The sequence below is a fragment of the Rhodococcus sp. D-6 genome, from assembly GCF_040256695.1.
Lineage (GTDB): Bacteria > Actinomycetota > Actinomycetes > Mycobacteriales > Mycobacteriaceae > Rhodococcus > Rhodococcus pyridinivorans.
In genome coordinates, this window is sequence record NZ_CP132970.1 from 2945259 (window position 1) to 2966383 (window position 21125).

24 protein-coding genes are annotated in these 21125 nt (G+C 68.9%); 10 read left to right on the forward strand and 14 right to left on the reverse strand.

Annotated features, from left to right (window positions below; all coding sequences use genetic code 11):
• Nucleotides 1-42 precede the first annotated feature (42 nt).
• Nucleotides 43-1248: an FAD-dependent oxidoreductase gene (locus RBB84_RS13605; protein WP_033096094.1), complete on the reverse strand. Its 1206-nt coding sequence runs from the start codon at nucleotides 1246-1248 to the stop codon at nucleotides 43-45.
• Nucleotides 1249-1459: 211 nt separating this feature from the next.
• Here RBB84_RS13605 and RBB84_RS13610 point away from each other — a divergent pair, with 211 nt between their 5' ends.
• The 5 genes from RBB84_RS13610 to RBB84_RS13630 are packed head-to-tail and all read left to right on the forward strand — an operon-like array spanning nucleotide 1460 to nucleotide 3980.
• Nucleotides 1460-1921 (forward strand): Asp23/Gls24 family envelope stress response protein, encoded by a 462-nt coding sequence (locus tag RBB84_RS13610; protein WP_026060889.1) that lies wholly within the window; start codon nucleotides 1460-1462, stop codon nucleotides 1919-1921.
• Nucleotides 1918-2229: a hypothetical protein gene (locus RBB84_RS13615; RefSeq protein ID WP_006552247.1), complete on the forward strand. Its 312-nt coding sequence runs from the start codon at nucleotides 1918-1920 to the stop codon at nucleotides 2227-2229. The genes RBB84_RS13610 and RBB84_RS13615 overlap by 4 nt, the downstream gene beginning before the upstream one ends.
• Nucleotides 2226-2420: a hypothetical protein gene (locus tag RBB84_RS13620; protein ID WP_006552248.1), complete on the forward strand. Its 195-nt coding sequence runs from the start codon at nucleotides 2226-2228 to the stop codon at nucleotides 2418-2420. The genes RBB84_RS13615 and RBB84_RS13620 overlap by 4 nt, the downstream gene beginning before the upstream one ends.
• The gene (locus RBB84_RS13625; protein WP_033096095.1) at nucleotides 2413-3420 is read left to right on the forward strand and encodes a DUF6286 domain-containing Asp23/Gls24 family envelope stress response protein; all 1008 of its coding nucleotides are present in this window, start codon (nucleotides 2413-2415) and stop codon (nucleotides 3418-3420) included. Before RBB84_RS13620 ends, RBB84_RS13625 begins: the two co-directional genes overlap by 8 nt.
• Nucleotides 3417-3980, forward strand: a complete 564-nt coding sequence (locus tag RBB84_RS13630; RefSeq protein ID WP_033096096.1) for a hypothetical protein — start codon at nucleotides 3417-3419, stop codon at nucleotides 3978-3980. Before RBB84_RS13625 ends, RBB84_RS13630 begins: the two co-directional genes overlap by 4 nt.
• A gap of 22 nt (nucleotides 3981-4002) precedes the next feature.
• On the opposite strand, the gene RBB84_RS13635 is transcribed toward RBB84_RS13630, so the two are convergent.
• Entirely contained in the window at nucleotides 4003-5178 is a 1176-nt protein-coding gene (locus RBB84_RS13635) for an oxygenase MpaB family protein (RefSeq protein ID WP_033096097.1), read from the reverse strand.
• 99 nt (nucleotides 5179-5277) lie between these two features.
• On the opposite strand from RBB84_RS13635, the gene RBB84_RS13640 reads away from it, so the two are divergent.
• Together RBB84_RS13640 and RBB84_RS13645 are read left to right on the forward strand one after the other, a co-directional pair.
• On the forward strand, nucleotides 5278-5856 hold the full coding sequence (locus tag RBB84_RS13640) for a TetR/AcrR family transcriptional regulator (protein ID WP_033096098.1): 579 nt from the start codon (nucleotides 5278-5280) through the stop codon (nucleotides 5854-5856).
• A gap of 127 nt (nucleotides 5857-5983) precedes the next feature.
• Nucleotides 5984-7129 (forward strand): serine hydrolase domain-containing protein, encoded by a 1146-nt coding sequence (locus RBB84_RS13645; RefSeq protein WP_231911930.1) that lies wholly within the window; start codon nucleotides 5984-5986, stop codon nucleotides 7127-7129.
• Between the two features lie 102 nt (nucleotides 7130-7231).
• Here the strand turns inward: RBB84_RS13645 and tuf are convergent, their stop codons facing one another.
• From tuf to RBB84_RS13680, 7 genes are all read right to left on the reverse strand, one after another.
• A complete protein-coding gene (tuf, locus tag RBB84_RS13650) occupies nucleotides 7232-8422 on the reverse strand; it encodes an elongation factor Tu (protein WP_016690893.1) in 1191 nt (396 codons plus the stop codon).
• Between the two features lie 92 nt (nucleotides 8423-8514).
• On the reverse strand, nucleotides 8515-10617 hold the full coding sequence (fusA, locus tag RBB84_RS13655) for an elongation factor G (protein WP_024101663.1): 2103 nt from the start codon (nucleotides 10615-10617) through the stop codon (nucleotides 8515-8517).
• Nucleotides 10618-10763: 146 nt separating this feature from the next.
• Nucleotides 10764-11234, reverse strand: a complete 471-nt coding sequence (gene rpsG / locus RBB84_RS13660) for a 30S ribosomal protein S7 (protein ID WP_006552257.1) — start codon at nucleotides 11232-11234, stop codon at nucleotides 10764-10766.
• On the reverse strand, nucleotides 11234-11608 hold the full coding sequence (gene rpsL, locus RBB84_RS13665; RefSeq protein ID WP_006552258.1) for a 30S ribosomal protein S12: 375 nt from the start codon (nucleotides 11606-11608) through the stop codon (nucleotides 11234-11236). Before rpsL ends, rpsG begins: the two co-directional genes overlap by 1 nt.
• A gap of 324 nt (nucleotides 11609-11932) precedes the next feature.
• Nucleotides 11933-12466: a DUF3558 domain-containing protein gene (locus tag RBB84_RS13670; protein WP_033096100.1), complete on the reverse strand. Its 534-nt coding sequence runs from the start codon at nucleotides 12464-12466 to the stop codon at nucleotides 11933-11935.
• Nucleotides 12463-12978, reverse strand: a complete 516-nt coding sequence (locus RBB84_RS13675; RefSeq protein WP_033096101.1) for a DUF3558 domain-containing protein — start codon at nucleotides 12976-12978, stop codon at nucleotides 12463-12465. Before RBB84_RS13675 ends, RBB84_RS13670 begins: the two co-directional genes overlap by 4 nt.
• 46 nt (nucleotides 12979-13024) lie before the next feature.
• The gene (locus RBB84_RS13680; protein WP_016690888.1) at nucleotides 13025-13654 is read right to left on the reverse strand and encodes a TetR/AcrR family transcriptional regulator; all 630 of its coding nucleotides are present in this window, start codon (nucleotides 13652-13654) and stop codon (nucleotides 13025-13027) included.
• 161 nt (nucleotides 13655-13815) lie between these two features.
• On the opposite strand from RBB84_RS13680, the gene RBB84_RS13685 reads away from it, so the two are divergent.
• On the forward strand, nucleotides 13816-14490 hold the full coding sequence (locus RBB84_RS13685) for a TetR/AcrR family transcriptional regulator (RefSeq protein WP_016690887.1): 675 nt from the start codon (nucleotides 13816-13818) through the stop codon (nucleotides 14488-14490).
• Here RBB84_RS13685 and RBB84_RS13690 read toward each other — a convergent pair.
• The 3 genes from RBB84_RS13690 to RBB84_RS13700 form a co-directional block, all read right to left on the reverse strand.
• Entirely contained in the window at nucleotides 14487-15647 is a 1161-nt protein-coding gene (locus RBB84_RS13690) for an acyl-CoA dehydrogenase family protein (protein ID WP_016690886.1), read from the reverse strand. The genes RBB84_RS13685 and RBB84_RS13690 overlap by 4 nt on opposite strands.
• Before the next feature lie 68 nt (nucleotides 15648-15715).
• A complete protein-coding gene (locus RBB84_RS13695) occupies nucleotides 15716-16864 on the reverse strand; it encodes an acyl-CoA dehydrogenase family protein (protein ID WP_026060885.1) in 1149 nt (382 codons plus the stop codon).
• Between the two features lie 82 nt (nucleotides 16865-16946).
• The gene (locus tag RBB84_RS13700) at nucleotides 16947-17741 is read right to left on the reverse strand and encodes a TIGR03084 family metal-binding protein (protein ID WP_033096102.1); all 795 of its coding nucleotides are present in this window, start codon (nucleotides 17739-17741) and stop codon (nucleotides 16947-16949) included.
• Between the two features lie 94 nt (nucleotides 17742-17835).
• Between RBB84_RS13700 and RBB84_RS13705 the strand changes: the two genes are divergently transcribed.
• Entirely contained in the window at nucleotides 17836-18699 is an 864-nt protein-coding gene (locus RBB84_RS13705) for an EamA family transporter (protein WP_016690883.1), read from the forward strand.
• A 23-nt stretch (nucleotides 18700-18722) separates the two neighbouring features.
• On the opposite strand, the gene RBB84_RS13710 is transcribed toward RBB84_RS13705, so the two are convergent.
• Entirely contained in the window at nucleotides 18723-19616 is an 894-nt protein-coding gene (locus RBB84_RS13710) for a LysR family transcriptional regulator (RefSeq protein ID WP_016690882.1), read from the reverse strand.
• Nucleotides 19617-19717: 101 nt separating this feature from the next.
• Here RBB84_RS13710 and RBB84_RS13715 point away from each other — a divergent pair, with 101 nt between their 5' ends.
• Nucleotides 19718-20743: a putative sulfate exporter family transporter gene (locus RBB84_RS13715; protein ID WP_052039947.1), complete on the forward strand. Its 1026-nt coding sequence runs from the start codon at nucleotides 19718-19720 to the stop codon at nucleotides 20741-20743.
• Nucleotides 20744-20780: 37 nt separating this feature from the next.
• Here the strand turns inward: RBB84_RS13715 and RBB84_RS13720 are convergent, their stop codons facing one another.
• On the reverse strand, nucleotides 20781-21113 hold the full coding sequence (locus RBB84_RS13720; RefSeq protein WP_016690880.1) for a DUF202 domain-containing protein: 333 nt from the start codon (nucleotides 21111-21113) through the stop codon (nucleotides 20781-20783).
• Between the last annotated feature and the right edge of the window lie 12 nt (nucleotides 21114-21125).

Genomic DNA, 21125 nt, shown 5'->3' on the forward strand with positions numbered 1-21125 from the left:
GGCCGGCCCGATTGCGGTCGTTCCGGCGCGCAGCCCACTCCCCTAGACCGCCGCTGCGAGCAGCTCGTCGATCGGGGCGCCCGCGGCGATCTTCGCGCGCGACTTCATGACCAGCGCGGGCAGGCCGCCGCCCACAGCGCCGACGAGCCTGCCGTCGCGCTCGTAGTACGCGAGGAACTTGCGGCCGTCGTCGCGCACGACGTGCACCGTGTCGTCGGCGGTGACCGCACCGAGGCCCTGGATCTTGATGTCGTACTGGTCGCTCCAGAAGTAGGGCACCTGCGCGGCGGCCCCGGCCTCGACGCCCATGATGGTCTTCGCCAGGACGGATGCCTGCTCGCCGGCGTTCGTCCAGTGCTCGATGCGCCTGCGCCCACCGGCCGGTACCTGCCAGGACGCGACGTCGCCGACCGCCCACACGTGCGGGGTGGAGGTGCGGCCCGTGCCGTCGCACACGACACCGTTCTCGACCTCGACACCCGATCCCTCGAGCCACTCGGTGGCCGGGATCGAACCGATGCCCAGCACCACGAGGTCGACGTCGATCTCGCTGCCGTCGCCGAGGACGGCGGAGGTGACACGCCCGTCGCCGCGGATCTCCGACAGACCGACTCCGGCACGCACGTCGACGCCCTCGGCGGTGTGCAGCCGCGTGACGAGAGCACCGACCTCGGCACCGAGCACCGACGCGAGCGGGGTGGGCTGCGGTTCGACCAGCACGACCTCCACCTCACGCGCCCGCAGGCTCGCCGCGACCTCGCACCCGATGAACCCGGCACCGACGACCAGCGCGCGGGCACCCGGAACGATCGCCTCGCGCAGGGCGCGGCTGTCCTCGAGCGACCGCAGGACGTGGACCCCCGCCAGATCGGGCAGACCGGGGATGCGGCGGGGCCGCAGCCCTGTGGCGACCACGAGTTCGTCGTAGCCGAGTTCGGTGCCGTCGGTGAGGGTGAGGGTGCGTGACGCGGTGTCGACCGAGCGAGCCGCGGCACCGAGCATCAGCTCGATGCGGTTCTCGCCGAAGAACTCGCTGGGACGGAGGGTCGTGTCGTCGCGGTCGCCGCGCAGGACCTCCTTCGACAGCGGCGGGCGGTCGTAGGGCAGGTGCGTCTCGTCGCCGACGAGCACGAGTTCGCCCTCGTATCCGGCCCGGCGCAGCTCTTCGGCGGTACGCACCGCCGCCAGGCCGGCGCCCACGACGACGACGCGCTCCGGCGTACTCTCGGTCTCCCGCTCGTTCGACACCCTCGGCCCATCCTTCGCTTCGTCTGTGACACGCATGCGCGTGCCGCGCGGTAGTGATGCATCCCACCCTGCGTCCCACGTTCTTACCAAACGGCGACGACGGGCGACAGACCTACGTCGGCCGTTAGAGTTCGAGGCACCGTGAGGACAATGGGATCCAGCACAGGATCGAGCACGGAACACGACCGGTACACCTACCTGGGAGCCCCTCATGACCAGCGACAGCGGCGCAGGTATCAGCCGCATACAGTTCGGCGCCGGAACCTCCTCCGGACCCGCCGATCCGCAGGGCCGCACGATCATCGCGGACGCGGTGGTGGCCAAGATCGCGGGGCTCGCGACCCGCGAGATCAGCGGCGTCATCGAGGTGGGCGCCGGCACCGCCCGCGTCGTGGGCGCACTGCGCGACCGCATCCCCGGTGCGCGCATCAACCACGGACAGGGTGTCGCCGTCGAGGTCGGTGAACGTCAGGCCGCGATCGACATCGGCATCGTCGCCGAATACGGCGTCGCGCTGCACGAACTCGCCGTCGCCATCCGGCACAACGTCATCGCTGCGGTCGAGCGCATGACGGGACTCGAGGTCACCGAGGTCAACATCACGGTCTTCGACGTCATGCTCCACGAAGAGGCCGCGGCCCTCACCGACGACGCCAAACCCCGCGTGCAGTGAACCCCGGATCCGCAGCGCAGGCGAACGCGGCCGACCTGGTCGCGGACGCCGCGCTGTCCGTTCCCGGCGTCGTGGGTCTGCACCGCGGCGCATTCGGGGAGGTCGCCACCTATCTGCCCGGCCGACGGGTCGAAGGTGTGCGGCTGACCGATCAGCTGTGCGCGGTGCACATCGTCGTGCGGATCCCCGCCGATCTCCCGGCCGTCGCCGACGCCGTCCGCGTCCGGGTGTCCCCGCTGGTGGACGTGCCCGTCCAGGTGACCATCGAAGACGTCCACGCCGGTGAACGAGAAGGAGCCCCATCGTGAACCACACACCCGTCAGCAACACCGTCGTCGGACTCCTCGCGGGGCTGCTCCTGGCCCTCGCCGGCATCATCGGCGGGTTCAGCGGTCTGCTGTTCGCCGTGCTGCTCGGCGCGCTCGGTGCCGCGATCGGCGCCCACCGCGACGGCCACCTCGACCTCGGCGCCCTGCTGAGGAGTCGGGGCCGTGGCTGATCCCACCGCGTCCGACGTCGGGACATCCGACGACACCGGGACCGGGGTCGTTCCCCCGGGCGAACGCGGCAACCTCGTCGTCAAGGACCGTGCGATCGAACGCATCGCCGCGGCCGCCGCGCTCGGCGTTCCCGGTGTGGTGCGGCACAGCGGAGGTGGCATCCTGCGTCTCACCGGCCGCGACCTGCCCCGGGCCGACGTCACCACCGGCGCGAAGGCCGTCGCGGTGAATCTCTACATCGCCGCCGAATGGCCGTACGACGCGGCGATGCTCACCCGCCGGGTCCACGACGCGGTCGAACGCCAGCTGCACGACCTGACGGGCATGCGCATCAGCGAACTCAACGTGCTCATCGTCGCGACCGCGCTCGTCGAGGACGGCGAGACCGACGAGGCGCAGCCACCCGTCGAGTACCTGGAATCCGACATCGTCGCGGCGCGGACCACTCCGCATCCCGACATCCCCACCGTCGCTCCCCTGCCGCCGCTGGCGCCGCCCGCGGCCGCACCCGCCGCCGCGATCGTGGCGATCGCGGCGCTCGCCCTGTCGTTCGTCGCCGCGCGGGAACTGCTCATCGTCAACGGGACGTACGGCGGTGCCCCGTGGCTGCGCAACTCCTTCGAGTGGTTCGGCCGCCTGCACTGGCACACCTGGCTCGCCCCCGTCGCGGGCGTCTGTCTCGTCCTCGGGATCGTCCTGATCGTCGTCGCCCTCAAACCCCGCCGCCGGACGCATGTGCCGCTGCAGGTCGCGGGGCCGGTGCCCACGGTGTGGATGCGGCGCACGGACGTCGCACGCATGTGCAGCGCCCACGCGTCCGCGCTCACCGGCGTGCGCACGGCCCGCACGGTCGTCGACCGTCGCCGTGCCGTGGTGCGCATCTCGATCGAGGACGAGACACCGGTCGACGAGATCACCGCGTCCGTGCGCGGCGCGGTCGCCCCGAACCTCGCGGCGCTCGCCGACCCCGTCGAACTCGTGGTGGAGGTGGCGCGGTGAAACTCCGTACCGTGCTGGCGAATCGGCTCGTCACCTTCCTGGCGGGCCTCGCCCTCGCCGGTGCCGGCGCGTTCGCCCTGGCGTGGGTGTGGCAGGTTCCCCTAGCCCGAGAGCAACTCTCGCGTCTCGACCGTCCCCGCGTGACCGACGTCCCGGACCAGTCGTGGTGGACACCGGCCCTGTGGTCGGTCTTCGCGGGCGGACTCGTGCTCGGCATCGCGTTGCTCGCCGTCAACCTGTCGCGCCGGCGCACGTCGACCGTGCAGCTCTACGACCAGGTCACCGACGCCACCCTCGGTGTCGAACTCGGTCCCGTCGCCGACGGTGTGGCAGCCGAACTCGCCGCCCTGCCGGGCGTGCGGGTCGTGCGCGGACGCGCGGTCGTCGAACGCCACCTGCCGACGCTCTCGGTGGTGGTGCACGCCGACCCGACCATCGACGTCACCGAGCTGACGGAAGCCGCGGAGGATGCCGCCCAGCGGGTCGCGCGGGCGCTCGGTGGGGCGCACGTGGCGACGCAGGTCCTGGTGCATCTCGACCCCGCCGTGGACGTCCACTGAGCCCACCCCGCCCAGGGGCGGCTCAGCTTCGGGCCGCGTCCACGAGGTCGTGCTCGACGCGGTAGTCCACGCGCATCCGGTCCATCGCGACGTCGCGCACCTTGTACGCCCGCTGTGTGGTGCGTTCGAGGTCCGGATAGCGGAGTTCCTGGACGCGGTTGACGAGCGCGAGCAGCGGCCCGACGCGTCCGAGGACGTGCTTGAGCGGGCTGTCGGGGATGTGCAGGGCGTCGGCGTCGGCGTCACCGATGAACACCCGCTGCAGCGAGTGCATCACCGTGCGGGCGACCGTCGTCCGGATCGGTGCGGTGCCCGGCAGCAGGTTCGCCAGCTCCGGGACGAGATACTGCTCGGTCAGCGCGGTGACGAACTCCCGGTCCTCGTCGCTCGGGCCGGGCGAGGTGAGCCGGTACAGGTCCTCGACCGCGATGTGGTCGCGTTCGGTGCGCAGGCCCAGTTCCTCGCCCATCCCGATCACGTGCCCGACATATCGCCACAGGTGGTAGATGTCGTCGAGTTCGCGATCGGTGAAGCGCACCCCGAGGATCTGCATCGCCTCGACCGCGATGTGCCCGAACTCGGCCATCGTCAGCGCCATGTACGACTGCGGGATCGGCACTCCCCAGGCGTCCTCGTCCCACACCCCGCTCGCGAGGATGCCCTTGCGCACGTGGGCGTGGATCAGGCGCACCCGCACCGTGAACGCGAATCCGCCTCCGTCGCGGCGCATTCCGCCGCGCGTGAGGACGTGCCGTAACCACTCCCCGACCTCGACCGACCGCACGGCCGGCTGACTCACGTAGCGGCCCGTCAGCGCGAGAGGCTTTCCGGCGATGAAGTTTCCGGCACCGCGCAGCAGCGAGGCGGCACCGAGCACCATGCCGAGGATCGGCGTGTGCCGCACGAGCGCGTCGGCGGCGTTGTCGATGCGGTCGTGGTCGACCCAGGCGGGTTCGTCGTCGAGGAAGGCGAACAGCTCTCGCAGGGAGTCGGGTGCCCCGGGGACCGCGTCGACACCGTCGGCGAGTGCGACGCGCACGGCGTCGGTCGCGGAGTTCGGACCGAAGTCGTCGTTCACCACGGCGTCGGCCGGCGGGTCGGCCTGCCACATGCCGTCGAGCCAGCGCTCGCCGAGATCTGCGTATCGGCGCACCACAAGGTCGGCGTTGACGAGATCACGTGGGATACGTCGCTCCATACATCCATGGAAACACGAGGAATCCTCACTTACTATTCACTTTTCATGAGCTCCCCGCGCGGCAACAGAACCGCAGGCAGAACCCCTCGGAAACGTCCTGTGCAGCAGCGGAGTCACGACACTCGCAAGTTGCTTCTCACCTCTGCGTACGAGTTGCTCGAGCGTAGCCCCACCGCGCGGATCAGCACCACGGCACTCGCCGAGCACGCCCACGTGAGCATCGGGACGGTCTACCGGTACTTCCCCGACGTCGACGCCGTGCTCGACGAACTCCGCATGACCGCCGTCCACGCGATCACCACCTCGCTGTCCACCGCCATCGGGCGGGCGATGGACCAGGAGCCGGAGGAGGCCATGGTGACGGTGGTGGAGAGCCTCACCGCCGCCTTCGAGAAACACGCCGCGGTGCTCCGGGTGTCGTACACCTCCGAGGAGATCGAGTTCGGGCTCGCGTGGGCCGAGGTCGAAGGTCCGCTGCGGCCGCTCGGACGCATCATCCCGGCGCGGCTGCGACCCGATCTCGACGACGCAGCGCTCGACGATCTCGTGTTCATCGTGATGGGAGCGACGGCGAGCCTGTGCTCGCGGATCGCCCTCCTGCGGCCCCGGAGATCCGATCGGACCCGGATGATCGCGGTGACGGCGCGGATGCTCCTCGCCGCGATCGAGAGCGCCTGATACACGACGCTGGATTCGCTTCGGGCCGAAAACAGACCCGACGTCCTGCCGAACGGCACATACTGATCACTGTCGTTCTCACACCGTCGTCTCGACCGGGGAGAGTGCCGTGCGTCGACTACCGATCGTGTTGTCCGCCGTGATCCTCACCGTCGTGGCCGCCTGCGGCAACGACACCTCGGGCGAATCACCGCCCGCCGCAACGTCCGAAGCAACAGCGACCGATGCGACCGCTACCGGCGCGGCGCCCGCCGACGAATTCCAGGACGTGCTCGACCGCGTCCGCGAGGACGTCGGATTCCCGGGAGTCGTTGCGCGCGTGGTCACCCCGGAATACGAGTGGACCGGTTCGTCCGGAACGATCGGTGCGGATCGATCGGAGGAACCCGGCCCGGACGACCACACCCGCATCGGCAGCATCACGAAGACGATGACGATCACCGCTCTACTGCAACTGGCGGAGGACGACCGCCTGTCGCTGGAGGATCCGATCGGCCGCTATGTGCCGGGCCTGCCGAACGGCGACGTCGCCACCCTGGGTCAGCTGGCCTCGATGGTGAGCGGTATCTCCAGCTACACCTTCGACGAGGAATTCCAGCAGCAACTCTTCGACGATCCGGAGGCACCGTGGACCCCGGACGAACTCCTCGACTACGTGCGCGGTGACGCACCGAACTTCGCTCCCGGGGAGCGGTTCGAGTACTCCAACACCAACACGATCGCGCTCGGGCTGGTCGTCGAGCAGGTCTCCGGGCAGAGCCTGCACGAGTACTTCCGGGCGAACGTCTTCGAACCCCTGGGCATGGCCGACACCGTCATGCCCACCGACGCGGCCATCGCGTCACCGCACCTGTACGGGATCACCGAACAGGGACAGCCGGACGGGCAGACGGCCGATGCGACCGGATGGAACCCGTCGTGGGGATGGTCGGCCGGCGCGGTGATCTCCACCGTCGACGATCTCGAGCTGTGGGGCACGGCCCTCGGGACGGGCAAGGGCATCCTCTCCCCCGAGATGCAGCAGCTCCGTCTCGATTCGTTCCTGTTCGACGTCCCCGGTGCGACCGACACCCGCGCCTACGGCCTCGGGCTCGGCATCGAGAACGGCTGGCTCGGCCACACGGGCGAGCTCCCCGGTTTCAACACCTACGTGGGATATCTGCCCGAACGCCGGGCCGTGGTCGTCGCCGCCGTGAACAGCGACATCCCGACGGCCGACGGGGAGGAACCGGTGACCCCCGTGGCGAACCAGCTGAAGGAGATCGTCGGCTGATCGCCGGTGATCCCGAAACGCCGAACGGCGCCCACCCCGGAGGGTGGACGCCGTTCGAGCGTCAGTGAGGACTAGCTCACTTGATGATCCCGTAGGCGGTGCCTACTTGATGATCTTCGTGACGCGACCGGCGCCGACGGTGCGGCCACCCTCGCGGATCGCGAAGCGGAGGCCCTCGTCCATGGCGACCGGCTGGATCAGCTTGACGGACATCTCGGTGTTGTCACCGGGCATGACCATCTCGGTGCCCTCGGGGAGGGTCACAACGCCCGTCACGTCCGTGGTACGGAAGTAGAACTGCGGGCGGTAGTTGTTGAAGAACGGCGTGTGGCGGCCGCCCTCCTCCTTGTTGAGGATGTAGGCCTGGCCCTCGAACTCCGTGTGGGGAGTCGTGGTGCCCGGCTTGACGACGACCTGGCCACGCTCGACGTCCTCGCGCTTGATGCCGCGGACGAGGAGACCGACGTTGTCGCCGGCCTGGCCCTGGTCGAGCAGCTTGCGGAACATCTCGATGCCGGTGACCGTGGTCTTGGTCGACTCGGGGCGGATGCCGACGATCTCGACCTCTTCGTTGACGTTGATCACGCCACGCTCGATACGGCCGGTGACGACGGTGCCACGACCCGTGATGGTGAAGACGTCCTCGACGGGCATGAGGAACGGCTTGTCGGTCTCACGGACCGGGTCCGGGATGGAGTCGTCGACGGCCTGCATGAGGTCGACGATCGACTGGACCCACTTCTCGTCACCCTCGAGAGCCTTGAGAGCGGAGATCGGGACGACCGGAGCGTTCTCGTCGAACTCCTGCGAAGCGAGGAGCTCGCGCACCTCCATCTCGACGAGCTCGAGGATTTCCTCGTCGTCGACCATGTCGGCCTTGTTCAGGGCGACGAGGATGTAGGGAACGCCGACCTGGCGGGCGAGCAGCACGTGCTCACGCGTCTGGGGCATCGGGCCGTCGGTGGCGGCCACGACCAGGATCGCGCCGTCCATCTGGGCGGCACCGGTGATCATGTTCTTGATGTAGTCCGCGTGACCCGGGGCGTCGACGTGCGCGTAGTGGCGCTTGTCGGTCTGGTACTCGACGTGGGAGATGTTGATCGTGATACCACGAGCCTTCTCCTCAGGTGCCTTGTCGATCTGATCGAAAGCGAAGCTCTCGTTCAGGTCGGGGAACTTGTCGGCAAGCACCTTGGTGATCGCAGCCGTGGTGGTGGTCTTGCCGTGGTCGACGTGACCGATGGTGCCGATGTTCACGTGCGGCTTGGTCCGCTCGAACTTCGCCTTCGCCACTGGATGTCCTCCTGGACTGTTGTTGCTTGCTGTATGCAGCAGTGCGGTTTGTATTACTTGGTCGTGCAGGTGACCGAGGGATAACCCGGAGGCTACTCGCCGGTCGCCTTGGCGATGATTTCCTTCGCGACGTTCGAGGGAACCTCTGCGTAGGAATCGAACACCATGGAGAAGTTCGCACGACCCTGGGTCTTCGACCGCAGATCGCCGATGTAACCGAACATCTCCGAGAGCGGAACCAGCGCCTTCACGACACGGGCACCACTGCGTTCCTCCATGGCCTGGATCTGGCCACGGCGGGAGTTCAGGTCGCCGATCACTTCACCCATGTAGTCCTCGGGCGTGGTGACCTCGACCGCCATGAGGGGCTCGAGGATCACCGGGGCGGCCTTGCGGGCCGCTTCCTTCAGTGCCTGCGAGCCGGCGATCTTGAACGCCATTTCGGACGAGTCGACGTCGTGGTACGCACCGTCGATGAGGGTGACCTTCAGGTTCACCAGCGGGTAGCCGGCGAGCACGCCGTACTGCATGGCGTCCTGAGCACCCGCGTCGACCGACGGGATGTACTCGCGCGGGATGCGACCGCCGGTGACCTTGTTCTCGAACTCGTAGGTCGCGCCGTCCTCGCCGACGAACGGCGAGAGGCCGATGATGACCTTTGCGAACTGGCCCGAGCCACCGGTCTGCTTCTTGTGCGTGAACTCGAGCTTCTCGACCGGCTTGGTGATCGTCTCGCGGTACGCGACCTGCGGCTTGCCGACGTTGGCCTCGACCTTGAACTCGCGCTTCATGCGGTCGACGAGGATGTCGAGGTGGAGCTCGCCCATACCGCCGATGACGGTCTGGCCGGTCTCGTCGTCGAGCTCGACCGAGAAGGTCGGGTCCTCTTCGGCGAGCTTCTGGATGGCCGTCGACAGCTTCTCCTGGTCGGCCTTCGACTTCGGCTCGATGGAAACCTGGATGACCGGGTCCGGGAAGGTCATCGACTCGAGGACGATCGGGGCGTCCTGCGCGCACAGGGTGTCGCCGGTCGTGGTGTCCTTCAGGCCGATCATCGCGTAGATGTGGCCCGCGACTGCCTCGTCGACCGGGTTCTCCTTGTTGGCGTGCATCTGGAACAGCTTGCCGACGCGCTCCTTCTTGCCCTTGGTCGAGTTGAGCACCTGGGTGCCCGAGTCGATCCGGCCGGAGTACACGCGGACGAAGGTCAGCTTGCCGAAGAAGGGGTGCGCAGCGATCTTGAAGGCGAGAGCCGAGAAGGGCTCCTCCTTCGAAGGCTTACGACGCAGTTCCTCTTCTTCGTTACCGACCTGGTGGCCGATGACGTCGCCGATGTCGAGCGGGTTCGGCAGGTAGTCGATGACCGCGTCGAGCATGGGCTGGATGCCCTTGTTCTTGAAGGCGGAGCCGCACAGCACCGGGTAGAGCTCGGAGTTGACGGTCATCTTGCGGATGGCCGCCTTGATCTCGGCGACGGTGAGTTCCTCGCCGCCGAAGTACTTCTCCATGAGCTCTTCGTCGGACTCGGCGACCGTCTCGAGCAGCTTCTCGCGGTACTCGGCAGCCTTGTCGGCGAGGTCGGCCGGGATCTCCTCGACCGTGGCCTCGGTGCCGATGTCGGTGGTGCCACGCCAGGTGAGCGCCTTCATCTCGACGAGGTCGACGACGCCGTCGAAGGCATCCTCGGCACCGATGGGGAGCTGGAGGACCAGCGGCTTCGCGCCCAGGCGATCGATGATCGTCTGCACGGTGAAGTAGAAGTCCGCGCCCATCTTGTCCATCTTGTTGACGAAGCAGATGCGCGGAACGTCGTACTTGGCAGCCTGGCGCCAGACCTGCTCGGACTGGGGCTCGACGCCCTCCTTGCCGTCGAACACGGCGACTGCGCCGTCGAGGACGCGCAGCGACCGCTCGACCTCGACCGTGAAGTCGACGTGGCCGGGGGTGTCGATGATGTTGATCTGGTTCTTGTTCCAGAAACAGGTCACAGCAGCGGAGGTGATGGTGATACCACGCTCCTTCTCCTGCTCCATCCAGTCGGTGGTCGAGGCACCGTCGTGCGTCTCACCGATCTTGTAGTTGACACCGGTGTAGAAGAGGATGCGCTCGGTGGTGGTGGTCTTGCCGGCATCGATGTGCGCCATGATGCCGATGTTGCGGACCTTGTTCAGGTCGGTCAGCACTTCCTGTGCCACAGGTAACCCCGCTCGTAGCTCGTGTCGGTCCTTGGGTGCGGACCACATGTTCTTGTGTTGTCAGCCGGCCTTTACGGGACCGACACAGTTGTGCGAGCAGCCGACCGGGAGGTCCGTGATGACGGCATCTCCCGGTCGGCGACGACTCACCAGCGGTAGTGCGCGAACGCCTTGTTGGCTTCAGCCATCTTGTGCGTGTCCTCGCGGCGCTTCACGGAGGCGCCGAGGCCGTTGCTCGCGTCGAGGAGCTCGTTGGCGAGCCGCTCGACCATGGTCTTCTCGCGACGCTGACGCGAGAACGTCACCAGCCAGCGCAGCGCGAGCGTGGTGGAACGACCGGGGCGAACCTCGACCGGCACCTGGTAGGTGGCACCACCGACGCGACGGCTGCGGACCTCGAGGGCGGGCTTGACGTTGTCGAGCGCGCGCTTGAGGGTGACGACCGGATCGGTACCGGTCTTCTCGCGAGCCTGCTCGAGCGCCTGGTAGACGATGCGCTCGGCGGTGGACTTCTTGCCGTCCAGCAGGATCTTGTTGACCAGCTGGGTGACCAGCGGCGAACCGTAGACCGGATCGGCGATCAGCGGGCGCTTGGGAGCGGGACCCTTACGTGGCATCAGCCCTTCTCCTTCTTCGCTCCGTAGCGGCTGCGGGCCTGCTTGCGGTTCTTGACACCCTGGGTGTCGAGCGAGCCGCGGATGATCTTGTAGCGCACACCCGGGAGGTCCTTCACACGACCGCCACGCACGAGCACCATCGAGTGCTCCTGGAGGTTGTGGCCCTCACCGGGGATGTAGGCGGTGACCTCGACCTGGGAGGTCAGGCGCACACGGGCGACCTTACGGAGAGCCGAGTTCGGCTTCTTCGGGGTGGTGGTGTACACGCGAGTGCACACACCGCGACGCTGGGGGCTGCCCTTGAGCGCCGCGCTCTTGACCTTGGCGGCCTTGTCGCGGCGGCCCTTGCGGACCAGCTGATTGATGGTTGGCATTAACCGGCTTTCTTCGTTGTCTGAAGCTGCTCACTTCGAGCAACCTCGGCTGTTCTGAAATTAGGGATCCATCGGTTGGGGCAAGAAAGCTGCTGCCCCGCACTCGCCCCTCGTGTGCACACGAGGTCGGGTGTGTCGCGTACCCCCACACAGGCAGCCGGGGGCTCGCTCCTGCAGATATCCACAGACCGCGCGCACGGCACTACCTCGCATAGGCACACAGACCGGCCCGGGCATGCCGGACACGACCCACAACGATACCCGGCGTGCGCGCATGAGGTCAAAGTGAGGAGCGCGCACCCTCCCGAGGATCCGCACACACCGTCAACTGCTGAGGTTCAGTGTGAGCCGGGCCAACGTAGCAGCAGCTTCACACGGGTCCGCTCCCCCGGAGGTGTACTGCACCCACCAGCCGAAGATGCCGGTCGTCGACGCCCCGGAACTGACCCCGCACGACAGCAGATCGCCGGGTCGGCGCATCTGCAGTGCCCGCCGGCCCTCGATGGTCGTGTTCTCGATCTCGTAACCGAGTCCCTCGGCGGCGGCGCGTTCGTGGTCGAGGGAACCGGTCTCGAACCAGTTGAAGGTGACCTTCACTACTCCCGTGGGTCCCTCACCGTCCCAGCGGCAGATCGCACCGAAGAACCCGCGGTAGACGTAGTCCGCGCCCACGGCCTCGGCGATCTTCTCGTCGGCGACCGCATCGCACTCGGTGAGCAGCCGGGTGAACTCGGCGCCCGTGCCGCCGCCGATCCCCTCCGGGACGGCCCGCCCCTCGATGGTGCGGGTACATCCGGTGAGCAGAGCACCCGTCGTGAGGACGGTCGCGAGTGCGGCGCCCCAGCGGCGGGCGTTCACTTCTGCACTCTTTCCACACTCGTGGTGGCCAGGCCGCGAGCGACGACGCAGGCGTCGGCGACGGGCGTGAGGTTCGAGTACGAGACCGACCAGTGGACGAAGTCGCCGCCGAACTCCACGCCGATCTCGCACAGCGTCGTCTGCCCCAGCTCGTTCTGGTAGGACCCCATGAAGCCGGACCGTCCCCCGATCTCGACGTCGGCGGCGGGCCGGCCGATGAGATCGGAGCCGGCGCGTTCGCGGCCGATGGGACTTCCCCGGTACCAGGAGAAGCTCACGCTGGGGCCGCCGACGTAGATCTCCCACTCGCAGCCCACCGAGTTGCGCGTCACCGTCGTGAAACTTCCGAGACCGAAGGCCGCCGCCACCTCGTCGTCGGACATCGCGCCGCACTCGTCGAACAACGGGCCGGGGTCGGTGACGGACGCGGTGGGCGAGGTCTCTGCCTGTCCGGCGTCGTCGGAGTTCCCGCACGCCGCCGCACCGAGACCCATGAGGCCGACCGTGGCCACGGCAGCCGCCGTCCTTCCGATGCGCGGGAGAGGCATGGCGGGAAGACTACCGAGCCGGGCCCGCCTGTGTGCGACGACTCGAGGACTCCCGGAGCACCTCGTCGAGCTGCGCGGCCCAGTGGCGGACGATCTCCCGCCGGCGGGCCGAGTCGTCGGTCAGCACGTCGGCCAGGCCGAGGCCGCGCGCGAGATCCAGAGTCGCCTGCACCGTCCGGTGCACGACCGGATCGGTGTCGTCGGCGCCGAGCTGCTCGACGGCGACCGCGTGCGAGACACGCCCGAACTTCTCCTCGAGCGGCAGGAGCATCTCGCGCAGGGCCGGATCGGCCGCCGCGGCCGTCCACACCTGCAGGGCGGCCTTGAACATGTTGCCGGTGCACTGGTCGACGATCCGCTCGACCACCGCCTCCGTGCGGCCGACGCCCTCGGGCACGTCGAACGGCTCGGTGCGGACCCGTTCGATGCGACTGTCGAACATGAACTCGAGCGATGCGGTGATGAGATCCTCCCGGGTCGGGAAGTGATGCTGGGTGGCCCCGCGCGACACTCCTGCCCGCTCGGCGACCACGCTCACCGTGGTTGCGGCCCAACCGGATTCGGCGAGGCAGTCGATCGTCGCCTCGAGCAGTCGCCGCCGCGTGGCGCGGCTGCGGTCCTGCTTCGGTTCTCGCGCCATCGGGCCTCCTGCTCCTGCTGTTTCGTCACGACCACCCGGTCACGACCGTTCCGTCACGACTGATCTTCCGCCGAACGGGTATTCGTGCGACCCCGAGACCGTACGCAAAGCTCATCATCCGTACACTCGTATAACAGGTCGGGGCGAAAGGGGAGCACCACGTGGCGACCATCGTCAGGCGCGAGGACTACTTCGACGCCGCGCTGGCCATCCTGGCCACCAACGACCATGCCGGGCTCAAGCAGGCACGGTTGTGCAGTCACCTCGAGGTGACGACCGGCTCGTTCTACAACTATTTCGAGAGCTGGGCGCAGTTCAAGACCGAATTCCTCCAGCACTGGCTCGAGAGCCAGACGCTGCAGCTCGCCGCCGCGGCGCGCCTCGAGGGTTCGATGACCCGACGGCTCCGGTTGCTCGTCGAATTCGCGTGCAGTCTCCCCCACTCCGCCGAATCCGCCATCCGTGGTTGGTCGCACAGCGACTCCGGGGTCCACGAGGTGCAGAGCAAGGTCGACGACCTGCGTTACGCGGTGGTGGCCGAAGCGGTGGCCCAGTATCTCGGTTCGAGGGAACAGGCCGAGCGGTTCGCAAGGCTGGCCCTGTACACGCTCGTGGGCTACCAGCAGACCGTGCCGCTGCAGGACGTGAACTCGTTGCGGTGGTCCCTCGCCTATCTGCTGGGGACGCTGCTCCCGGCGGAGGAGGCGGCCAGTATCTTCCCGCCGGATTCCTTCCCGCCGAACCTCGGTACCTCCGGGTCCGAGGTGTCGAATCCCGACACCTCGAACCCGGAAGCATCGAACACCGAAGCGTCGAACACCGAAGCGTCGGCCTAGTACGACTTCGGCAGGCCCAGCGAGTGCTGGGCCACGAAGTTGAGGATCATCTCCCGGCTGACCGGCGCCACGCGTGCGATGCGCGCGGCGCCGAGCATCGCCGCGAGGCCGTACTCCCGGGTGAGGCCGGCCCCGCCGTGGGTCTGGATCGCCTGGTCCAGCGAGGCGATCGCGGCCTCACCCGCGGCGTACTTGGCCATGTTCGCGGCCTCGGCGGCCCCGAAGTCGTCGCCGCTGTCGTAGAGGACGGCGGCCTTCTGCATCATGAGCTTGGCGAGTTCGAGCTCGATCTTGCGCTGCGCCAGCGGGTGCGCAATGCCCTGATGCGCGCCGATGGGCTGCTTCCAGACGGTGCGCTCGTTGGCGTAGCGCACCGCGGCGTCGAGGGCGTACCGGCCCATCCCCACTGCCATCGCCGCGCCCATGATCCGTTCGGGGTTCAGTCCGGCGAACAGCTGCATCAGCGCGGCCTCCGGTTCACCGACCAGTGCGTCGGCGGGAAGCCGGACGTCGTCGAAGAACAGGGAGAACTGGTAGTCCGGCTCGAGGATGTCCATCTCCATGGGCGTCTTCGTAAAGCCCGGAGCGTCGGTCGGCACGATGAACAGGGCCGGACGGAGCTTGCCGGTCTTCGCGTCCTCGGTGCGGGAGACGACGAGCACGGCGTCGGCCTGGTCGACACCGGAGATGTACACCTTGCTGCCGGAGAGGATCCAGTCGTCACCGTCGCGGCGGGCGATGGTGGTGATGTTGTGCGAGTTGGATCCGGCGTCGGCCTCGGTGATGCCGAAGGCCATGATGCGGGAGCCGTCGGCGAGCCCGGGCAGCCATTCCTGCTTCTGCGCGTCGGTGCCGTACTTGGAGATGATCGTGCCGCAGATGGCCGGCGAGACCACGACGAGCAGCAACCCTGCGCCCTTGGCGGAGAGCTCCTCCTGCACCAGCGCGAGTTCGTAGATGCCGGCGCCGCCGCCGCCGTATTGCTCCGGGAGGTTCACGCCGAGGAAGCCGAGCTTGGCCGCCTCCGCCCACAATTCGGTGAGCGGCTCGTGCGCGCGTGACTTGGGAAGCACGTAGTCGACGTAGTTGTAGCGCTCGGCCAGAGCCGCGACCGCAGCGCGCAGTTCCTTCTGTTCTTCGGTCTCGATGATGCTCACGGGGATGCCTTCCGGGTTCGGGTGAGAGGACGCGCGGCCGTGGACGGTCGCGTGAAGGATCAGGTGTGTCAGGCGCCGTAACCCAGCCGCTTGGCGGCGAGTTCGGTGAGGATCTCGGTGGTGCCACCGCCGATACCGAGGATGCGCATGTCGCGGTACTGCCGTTCGACCTCGGATTCGGCCATGTACCCGAGTCCGCCGAACAATTGGACCGCCTGGTTGGCGACCCACTCGCCGGCCTCGACCGCGGTGTTCTTCGCGAAACACACCTCGGCGATCAGGTCGGTCTCCCCCGCCACGGCGCGTTCGGTGACGTGCCGGGTGTAGACGCGCGCGACGTCGATGCGACGCGCCATCTCGGACAGCGTGCGCTGCACGGCCTGGCGGGTGATCAGTGGCCGGCCGAAGGTCTCGCGATCGCGGCACCACGCGACGGTCAGGTCCAGGCACCGCTGCGCACCCGAATAGGCCTGGGCGGCGAGGGCGATCCGCTCGGAGACGAAACCCTGTGCGATCTGCCAGAATCCGGTGTTCTCCGCGCCGACGAGGTTGGTGACCGGCACGCGGACGTCGGCGAAGGACAACTCGGCGGTGTCCGACGCGCGCCAGCCCATCTTGTCGAGTTTGCGGGAGACGGTGAAACCCGGTGTGCCCTTCTCGATCACGAGCAGCGAGACTCCTCCGGCGCCGGGACCTCCGGTGCGGACGGCGGTGACCACGAAGTCGGCGCGGCATCCCGAGGTGATGTAGGTCTTCGCGCCGTTGACGACGTAGTGGTCGCCGTCGCGCACCGCGGTGGTGGTCAGATGGCCGACGTCCGATCCGCCGCCCGGTTCGGTGATCGCGAGGGATCCGACGAGTTCGCCTGCGAGAGTGGGCCGTACCCACTTGTCGATCTGATCGGGATCGCCGGCCGCGATGAGGTGCGGCAGTGCGATGCCGCACGTGAACAGTGATGCGAACGCGCCGCCCGAGGCACCTGCCTCATGGAACGCTTCGCACACGGTGAGCGTGTCGGCACCGTCGCCACCGGAACCGCCGACCTCCTCGGGGAATCCCGCGCCGAGCAGGCCGACCTTCGCGGCCTCGACGTGCAGTTCGCGGGGCAGTTCGCCGGCGCGCTCCCAGTCGTCGAGGTGGGGCAGGATCTCGCGCTTCACGAAACCGGTGACGGTCTCGCGGAGGGCGAGACGCTCGGGGGTGGTCCACATGCTCACGATGTCTCCGATGGTGTTTCGGCCGAGGATGTTCCGGTCGAAGCTGTCGACCGGGGGTGTCTCGACTGGGGTGCGGGTGTCTTCAGGAGGCGGACGAGCCGGCTTCACGTCCGGCGCCGGGGGCACCGGCGAAAGCCTGGGCGAGGCCGAGCCATTCCTCCACGTCCGGGCCGTCGGTGACGAGGGCGGTGTCGTCGCGGTGGATGCGCTGGGTGACGAGCAGGCAGAAGTCGAGAGCCGGGCCGGTGACCGACTGCGCCGCGTCCTCCGGACCCCATTCCCAGCTGTCACCGTCGGGGGCGGTGAGCACCACGCGGAACGGTTCGGCCGGTGGCTTCCGGTCGCGGATGACGTACGCGAAGTCGCGCGTCCGCACCCCCAGGTGCGCGATGTTCTTCAGGCGCGCGGTGGGTGTGCGGGTGACGCCGAGGGCGTCGGCGACGTCTCCCCGGTGCGCCCAGGTCTCCATCAGCCGCGCGGTCGCCATCGAGGCCGGCGACATCGGCGGTCCGAACCACAGGATCTTCGTACCGCGCGGGACCTCGGCGAGCGCGTCGGCGAGTTCGCGGCGGGTGTCGCGCCAGTCGGCGAGCAACTCCGCGGGCGGCCGGCCCGCCTGTTCCGCGGCACCGACGTCGACGAATCCCAGCGGGTCGCCGAACGCCGCTTCGACCATCTTCACGAAGGCGTCCGGGTCGCGGACGGCGGTGAGCGCCGCCCGGTCGGTCCACAACAGGTGGCCGATCTGGTGGGCGATGGTCCAACCCTCCGCCGGAGTGGGCAGCGCCCAGCTCTCGTCGGGCAGGTTCGCGACGAGAGCGTCGAGATCGTCGCCCTCCGCGCGGAGATCGTCGAGCACGGTGTGCAGATCGGACATGCGGCAAGCGTCACACGTCACAGCTCTAAAATCAAGCACGCGTGATTGTTTTTTGCGGCAGACGTCGTCCGGGCCTGTCGGACAGACTGACGGGATGGCCGACGACTCCCGCACGCACACCGTCGGGCCTGTCGTCGCGGTCCTCACCGCGGTGTTGTCGATGCAGTTCGGGGCGGCCTTCGCCGCGACCCTGTTCGACCGGGCGGGCGCCCTCGGCACGGTGACCCTGCGCCTGCTGTTCGCGGCCGTGATCCTCTGCGCGTTCACCCGGCCCCGGCCGCGGACGTGGACACCGGAACAGTGGCGGGCGGTGGTGACACTGGGCGCAAGTCTCGCGCTGATGAACACGGCCTTCTACGGGGCGCTGACGCGGCTGCCCCTCGCCGCAACCGTCACCATCGAGTTCCTCGGCCCACTCGGACTGGCCGCGATCCTGTCCCGACGCCTCCGCGACGCCCTGTGGGTGGTGCTCGCGTTGGCCGGAGTGGTCCTGCTCGGCGTGGGTGACGGTGCCGGGCTGTCCACCGGTCTCGATCCGCTCGGGGTCGCCTTCGCGCTGGTCGCCGCATCGGGATGGGCCTGGTACATCATCGCCGGCTCACGTGTGGCGACGACCCTGCCCGGATCGGCCGGACTGGCGGGAGCGACGACGATCGCGGCCGTCGTCGTCCTGCCGTTCGGCGCGGCGACGGCCGGCACCGAGCTCCTCCGGCCCGACCTCGCGCTCGCAGGACTCGCCGTGGCGCTGCTGTCGTCGGCGATCCCGTACACCCTCGAGATCCGTGCCCTGCGCGACCTGCCGAAGAGGGTGTTCGCGATCCTCATCGCGCTCGAGCCCGCCGCCGCAGCGCTCGCCGGCGCTCTGGTGCTGGGGCAGGTCGTCGAACCTCTCGCTCTCGTAGGCATCGCACTCGTCGTGATCGCGGGGGCCGGCGCGTTGCAGCACTCGCGCGCGTGACCCGGTACCGGGTGCAGGCCCGGTCAGCGGGTACGGGTGATCAGTCGGACCAACTCCCCCGCCGGGCCGGACAACACCCGCGGCGGCCTCCAGACCGCACGGAGCACGCGCTGCAGGTCGAGTCCGTCGACCGCGACCGCGACCAGGCGACCGGAGTCCAGATACTCCTCCACCGCGAGGGTGCTCAGCACCGCCGGGCCCGTACCCCCGAGCACGCTCGTGCGGACCGCTGCTCCGCTCCCGAGTTCGAGCAGCGGTGCGGCCCGGTCGTACTCCTGCAACGCGAGGTCGAGGGTGCGGCGGGTGCCGGAGCCCTCCTCGCGGACGACCAGTGGTGTCGCCGCGAGTTCGGCCACGGTGAGCGGCCGACGCCGCCGCGCCCAGGGATGCTGCGGCGGGACGACCACGACGAGGCGATCGCGTGCCACCGCGACACTGTGCAGTCCCTCCGGCACCGTCGGTCCTTCGACGAACCCGACGTCGCATCCGCCCTCGGCGACGACGTCGCACACCCGCATCGAGTTGTGGACCTGCAACTGGATCTGGACGTCGTCGCGGAGGGTGCGGAAGGCGCCGAGCCACCGCGGGATGAGGTGTTCGGCGACCGTCATCGACGCCGCGACCACCAGTTCGGGTTGCTGCTCGACGCGCAGTGCGGCGGCGGCGTCGAGGAGGCGTTCCGCGTCGGCCAGGACCTCCCGAGCCCAGTGCGCGACCACTGTGCCCTCCGGGGTGAGCACCGAACCCGTCCGGCCCCGCCGCACGAGGACCGCGCCGAGTTGCCGTTCGAGCCGGCGCAGCATGCGGGTCGCGTTGGGCTGGGCGAGACCGGCCGCGCGGGCCGCGGCGCCGAGCCCGCCCCGGTCGTCGACCCCGACGAGCAGTTCCAGAGCAACGAGATCCGGCCAGCTGGTCATGCACGAACGATATGCCGGACCCTCTGCTCATATCCATTCGATATGAGCTCATGTCCGATCGACGGCTGGTGCGGACACCGCTGCAACGGAAGAGTCGAGGCATGCTCACCGTCCACGCGCCCGTGTCCCGGCCCACCGTCGTCCCGGGTCTCCTGGTGGCCGCGGCGGGCGCGGTCGTCGCACTGGGAGCCGCGCACCTGATCCCCGGGGCGAGCCCGTTGCTCGTCGCGATCGTCCTGGGTGTGGTCGTGGCGAACGTCGGTCTGCCCGCACCGGTGGTCGAGGTTCTGGAGCCGGGTCTGGGTACGGCATCGAAGCGGTTGCTCCGAGTGGGCGTCGCGCTGCTCGGCGTGCAGCTCGCGGTCTCCGATCTCGTCGACCTCGGGTGGGGCACAGCGCTCGTCGCGGCGACCGTCGTCGTCGCGGGCATCGGCGGCTCACTCGCCTTCGGCCGGTGGCTCGGGGTGGGCTGGACCCAGCGCCTGCTCATCGCGTGCGGCTTCTCGATCTGTGGAGCCGCGGCCGCGGCGGCGGTCGACGGTGTGATCGATTCGCGCAAACGCGAACTCGTCACCACCGTCGCATTGGTGGTCGTCTTCGGCACCGCGATGATCCCGCTCGTTCCGCTCGCCGCCGGGATGCTCGGGCTGACCCCCGGGACCGCCGGTCTGTGGGCGGGTGCGGCGATCCACGAGGTCGCCCAGGTCGTCGCGACCGGCACCGCTCTCGAGGCCACCGCCGGTGGGGTGCTCGCCGCGGCCGTGACGGTCAAGCTCGCGCGGGTGGCACTGCTGGCTCCGGTCGTGGCGATCGTCGGGGTCGTCGCCCGGCGGCGCGGTGAGGGCCGCCGCGACGAGCGCACTCCCCCGATCGTGCCGGTCTTCCTGCTGGGCTTCCTCGCGTGTGTCGCGCTGCGCTCGACCGGACTGCTCGATCCGATCGTGGTGGAGGCTGCGGGCACGGTGCAGAGGGCACTGCTGACGGTCGCGATGTTCGCCCTGGGCGCGGGGGTGCGCCGGGAGGTGCTTCGCGGGGTCGGATGGCGCCCGATCGCACTCGCGGCAGCGGCGACTGTTTGGGTCGCCGCGATAGCGCTGATCGGTGTGTCGTCGATCAGCGGGCAGTGAGGATCAGCGAGCGGTGACGATCAGTGGTCCGTGACAATCAGTGGGCCGTGACGATCAGTACGGCCGACGAGATCGCGAGCACCACGACCGTGGCGGTGACCGCGACGTTCCGCCACCAGAAATAGGGCGCGCGCCCCGCCACCAATCCGCGCACACGCGCGCGGTGACCGATCCGGGAGGCGAGCAGCACCGCGAGCACGGGCACGAGGCAGACCAGGCCGATCGTCGCGACCACCGCACCCGGGCCGGGCACGAACCGCATGAATCCGAGCACCACCGCCCCGAGCACCGACGCGGTGCGCAGCCACGCCAGACTGGTCCGTTCGGGCTGCAGACCGGCGTCGCCGTGCCGCAGATCGTCCGGGCTCACGATGCCGCTCGT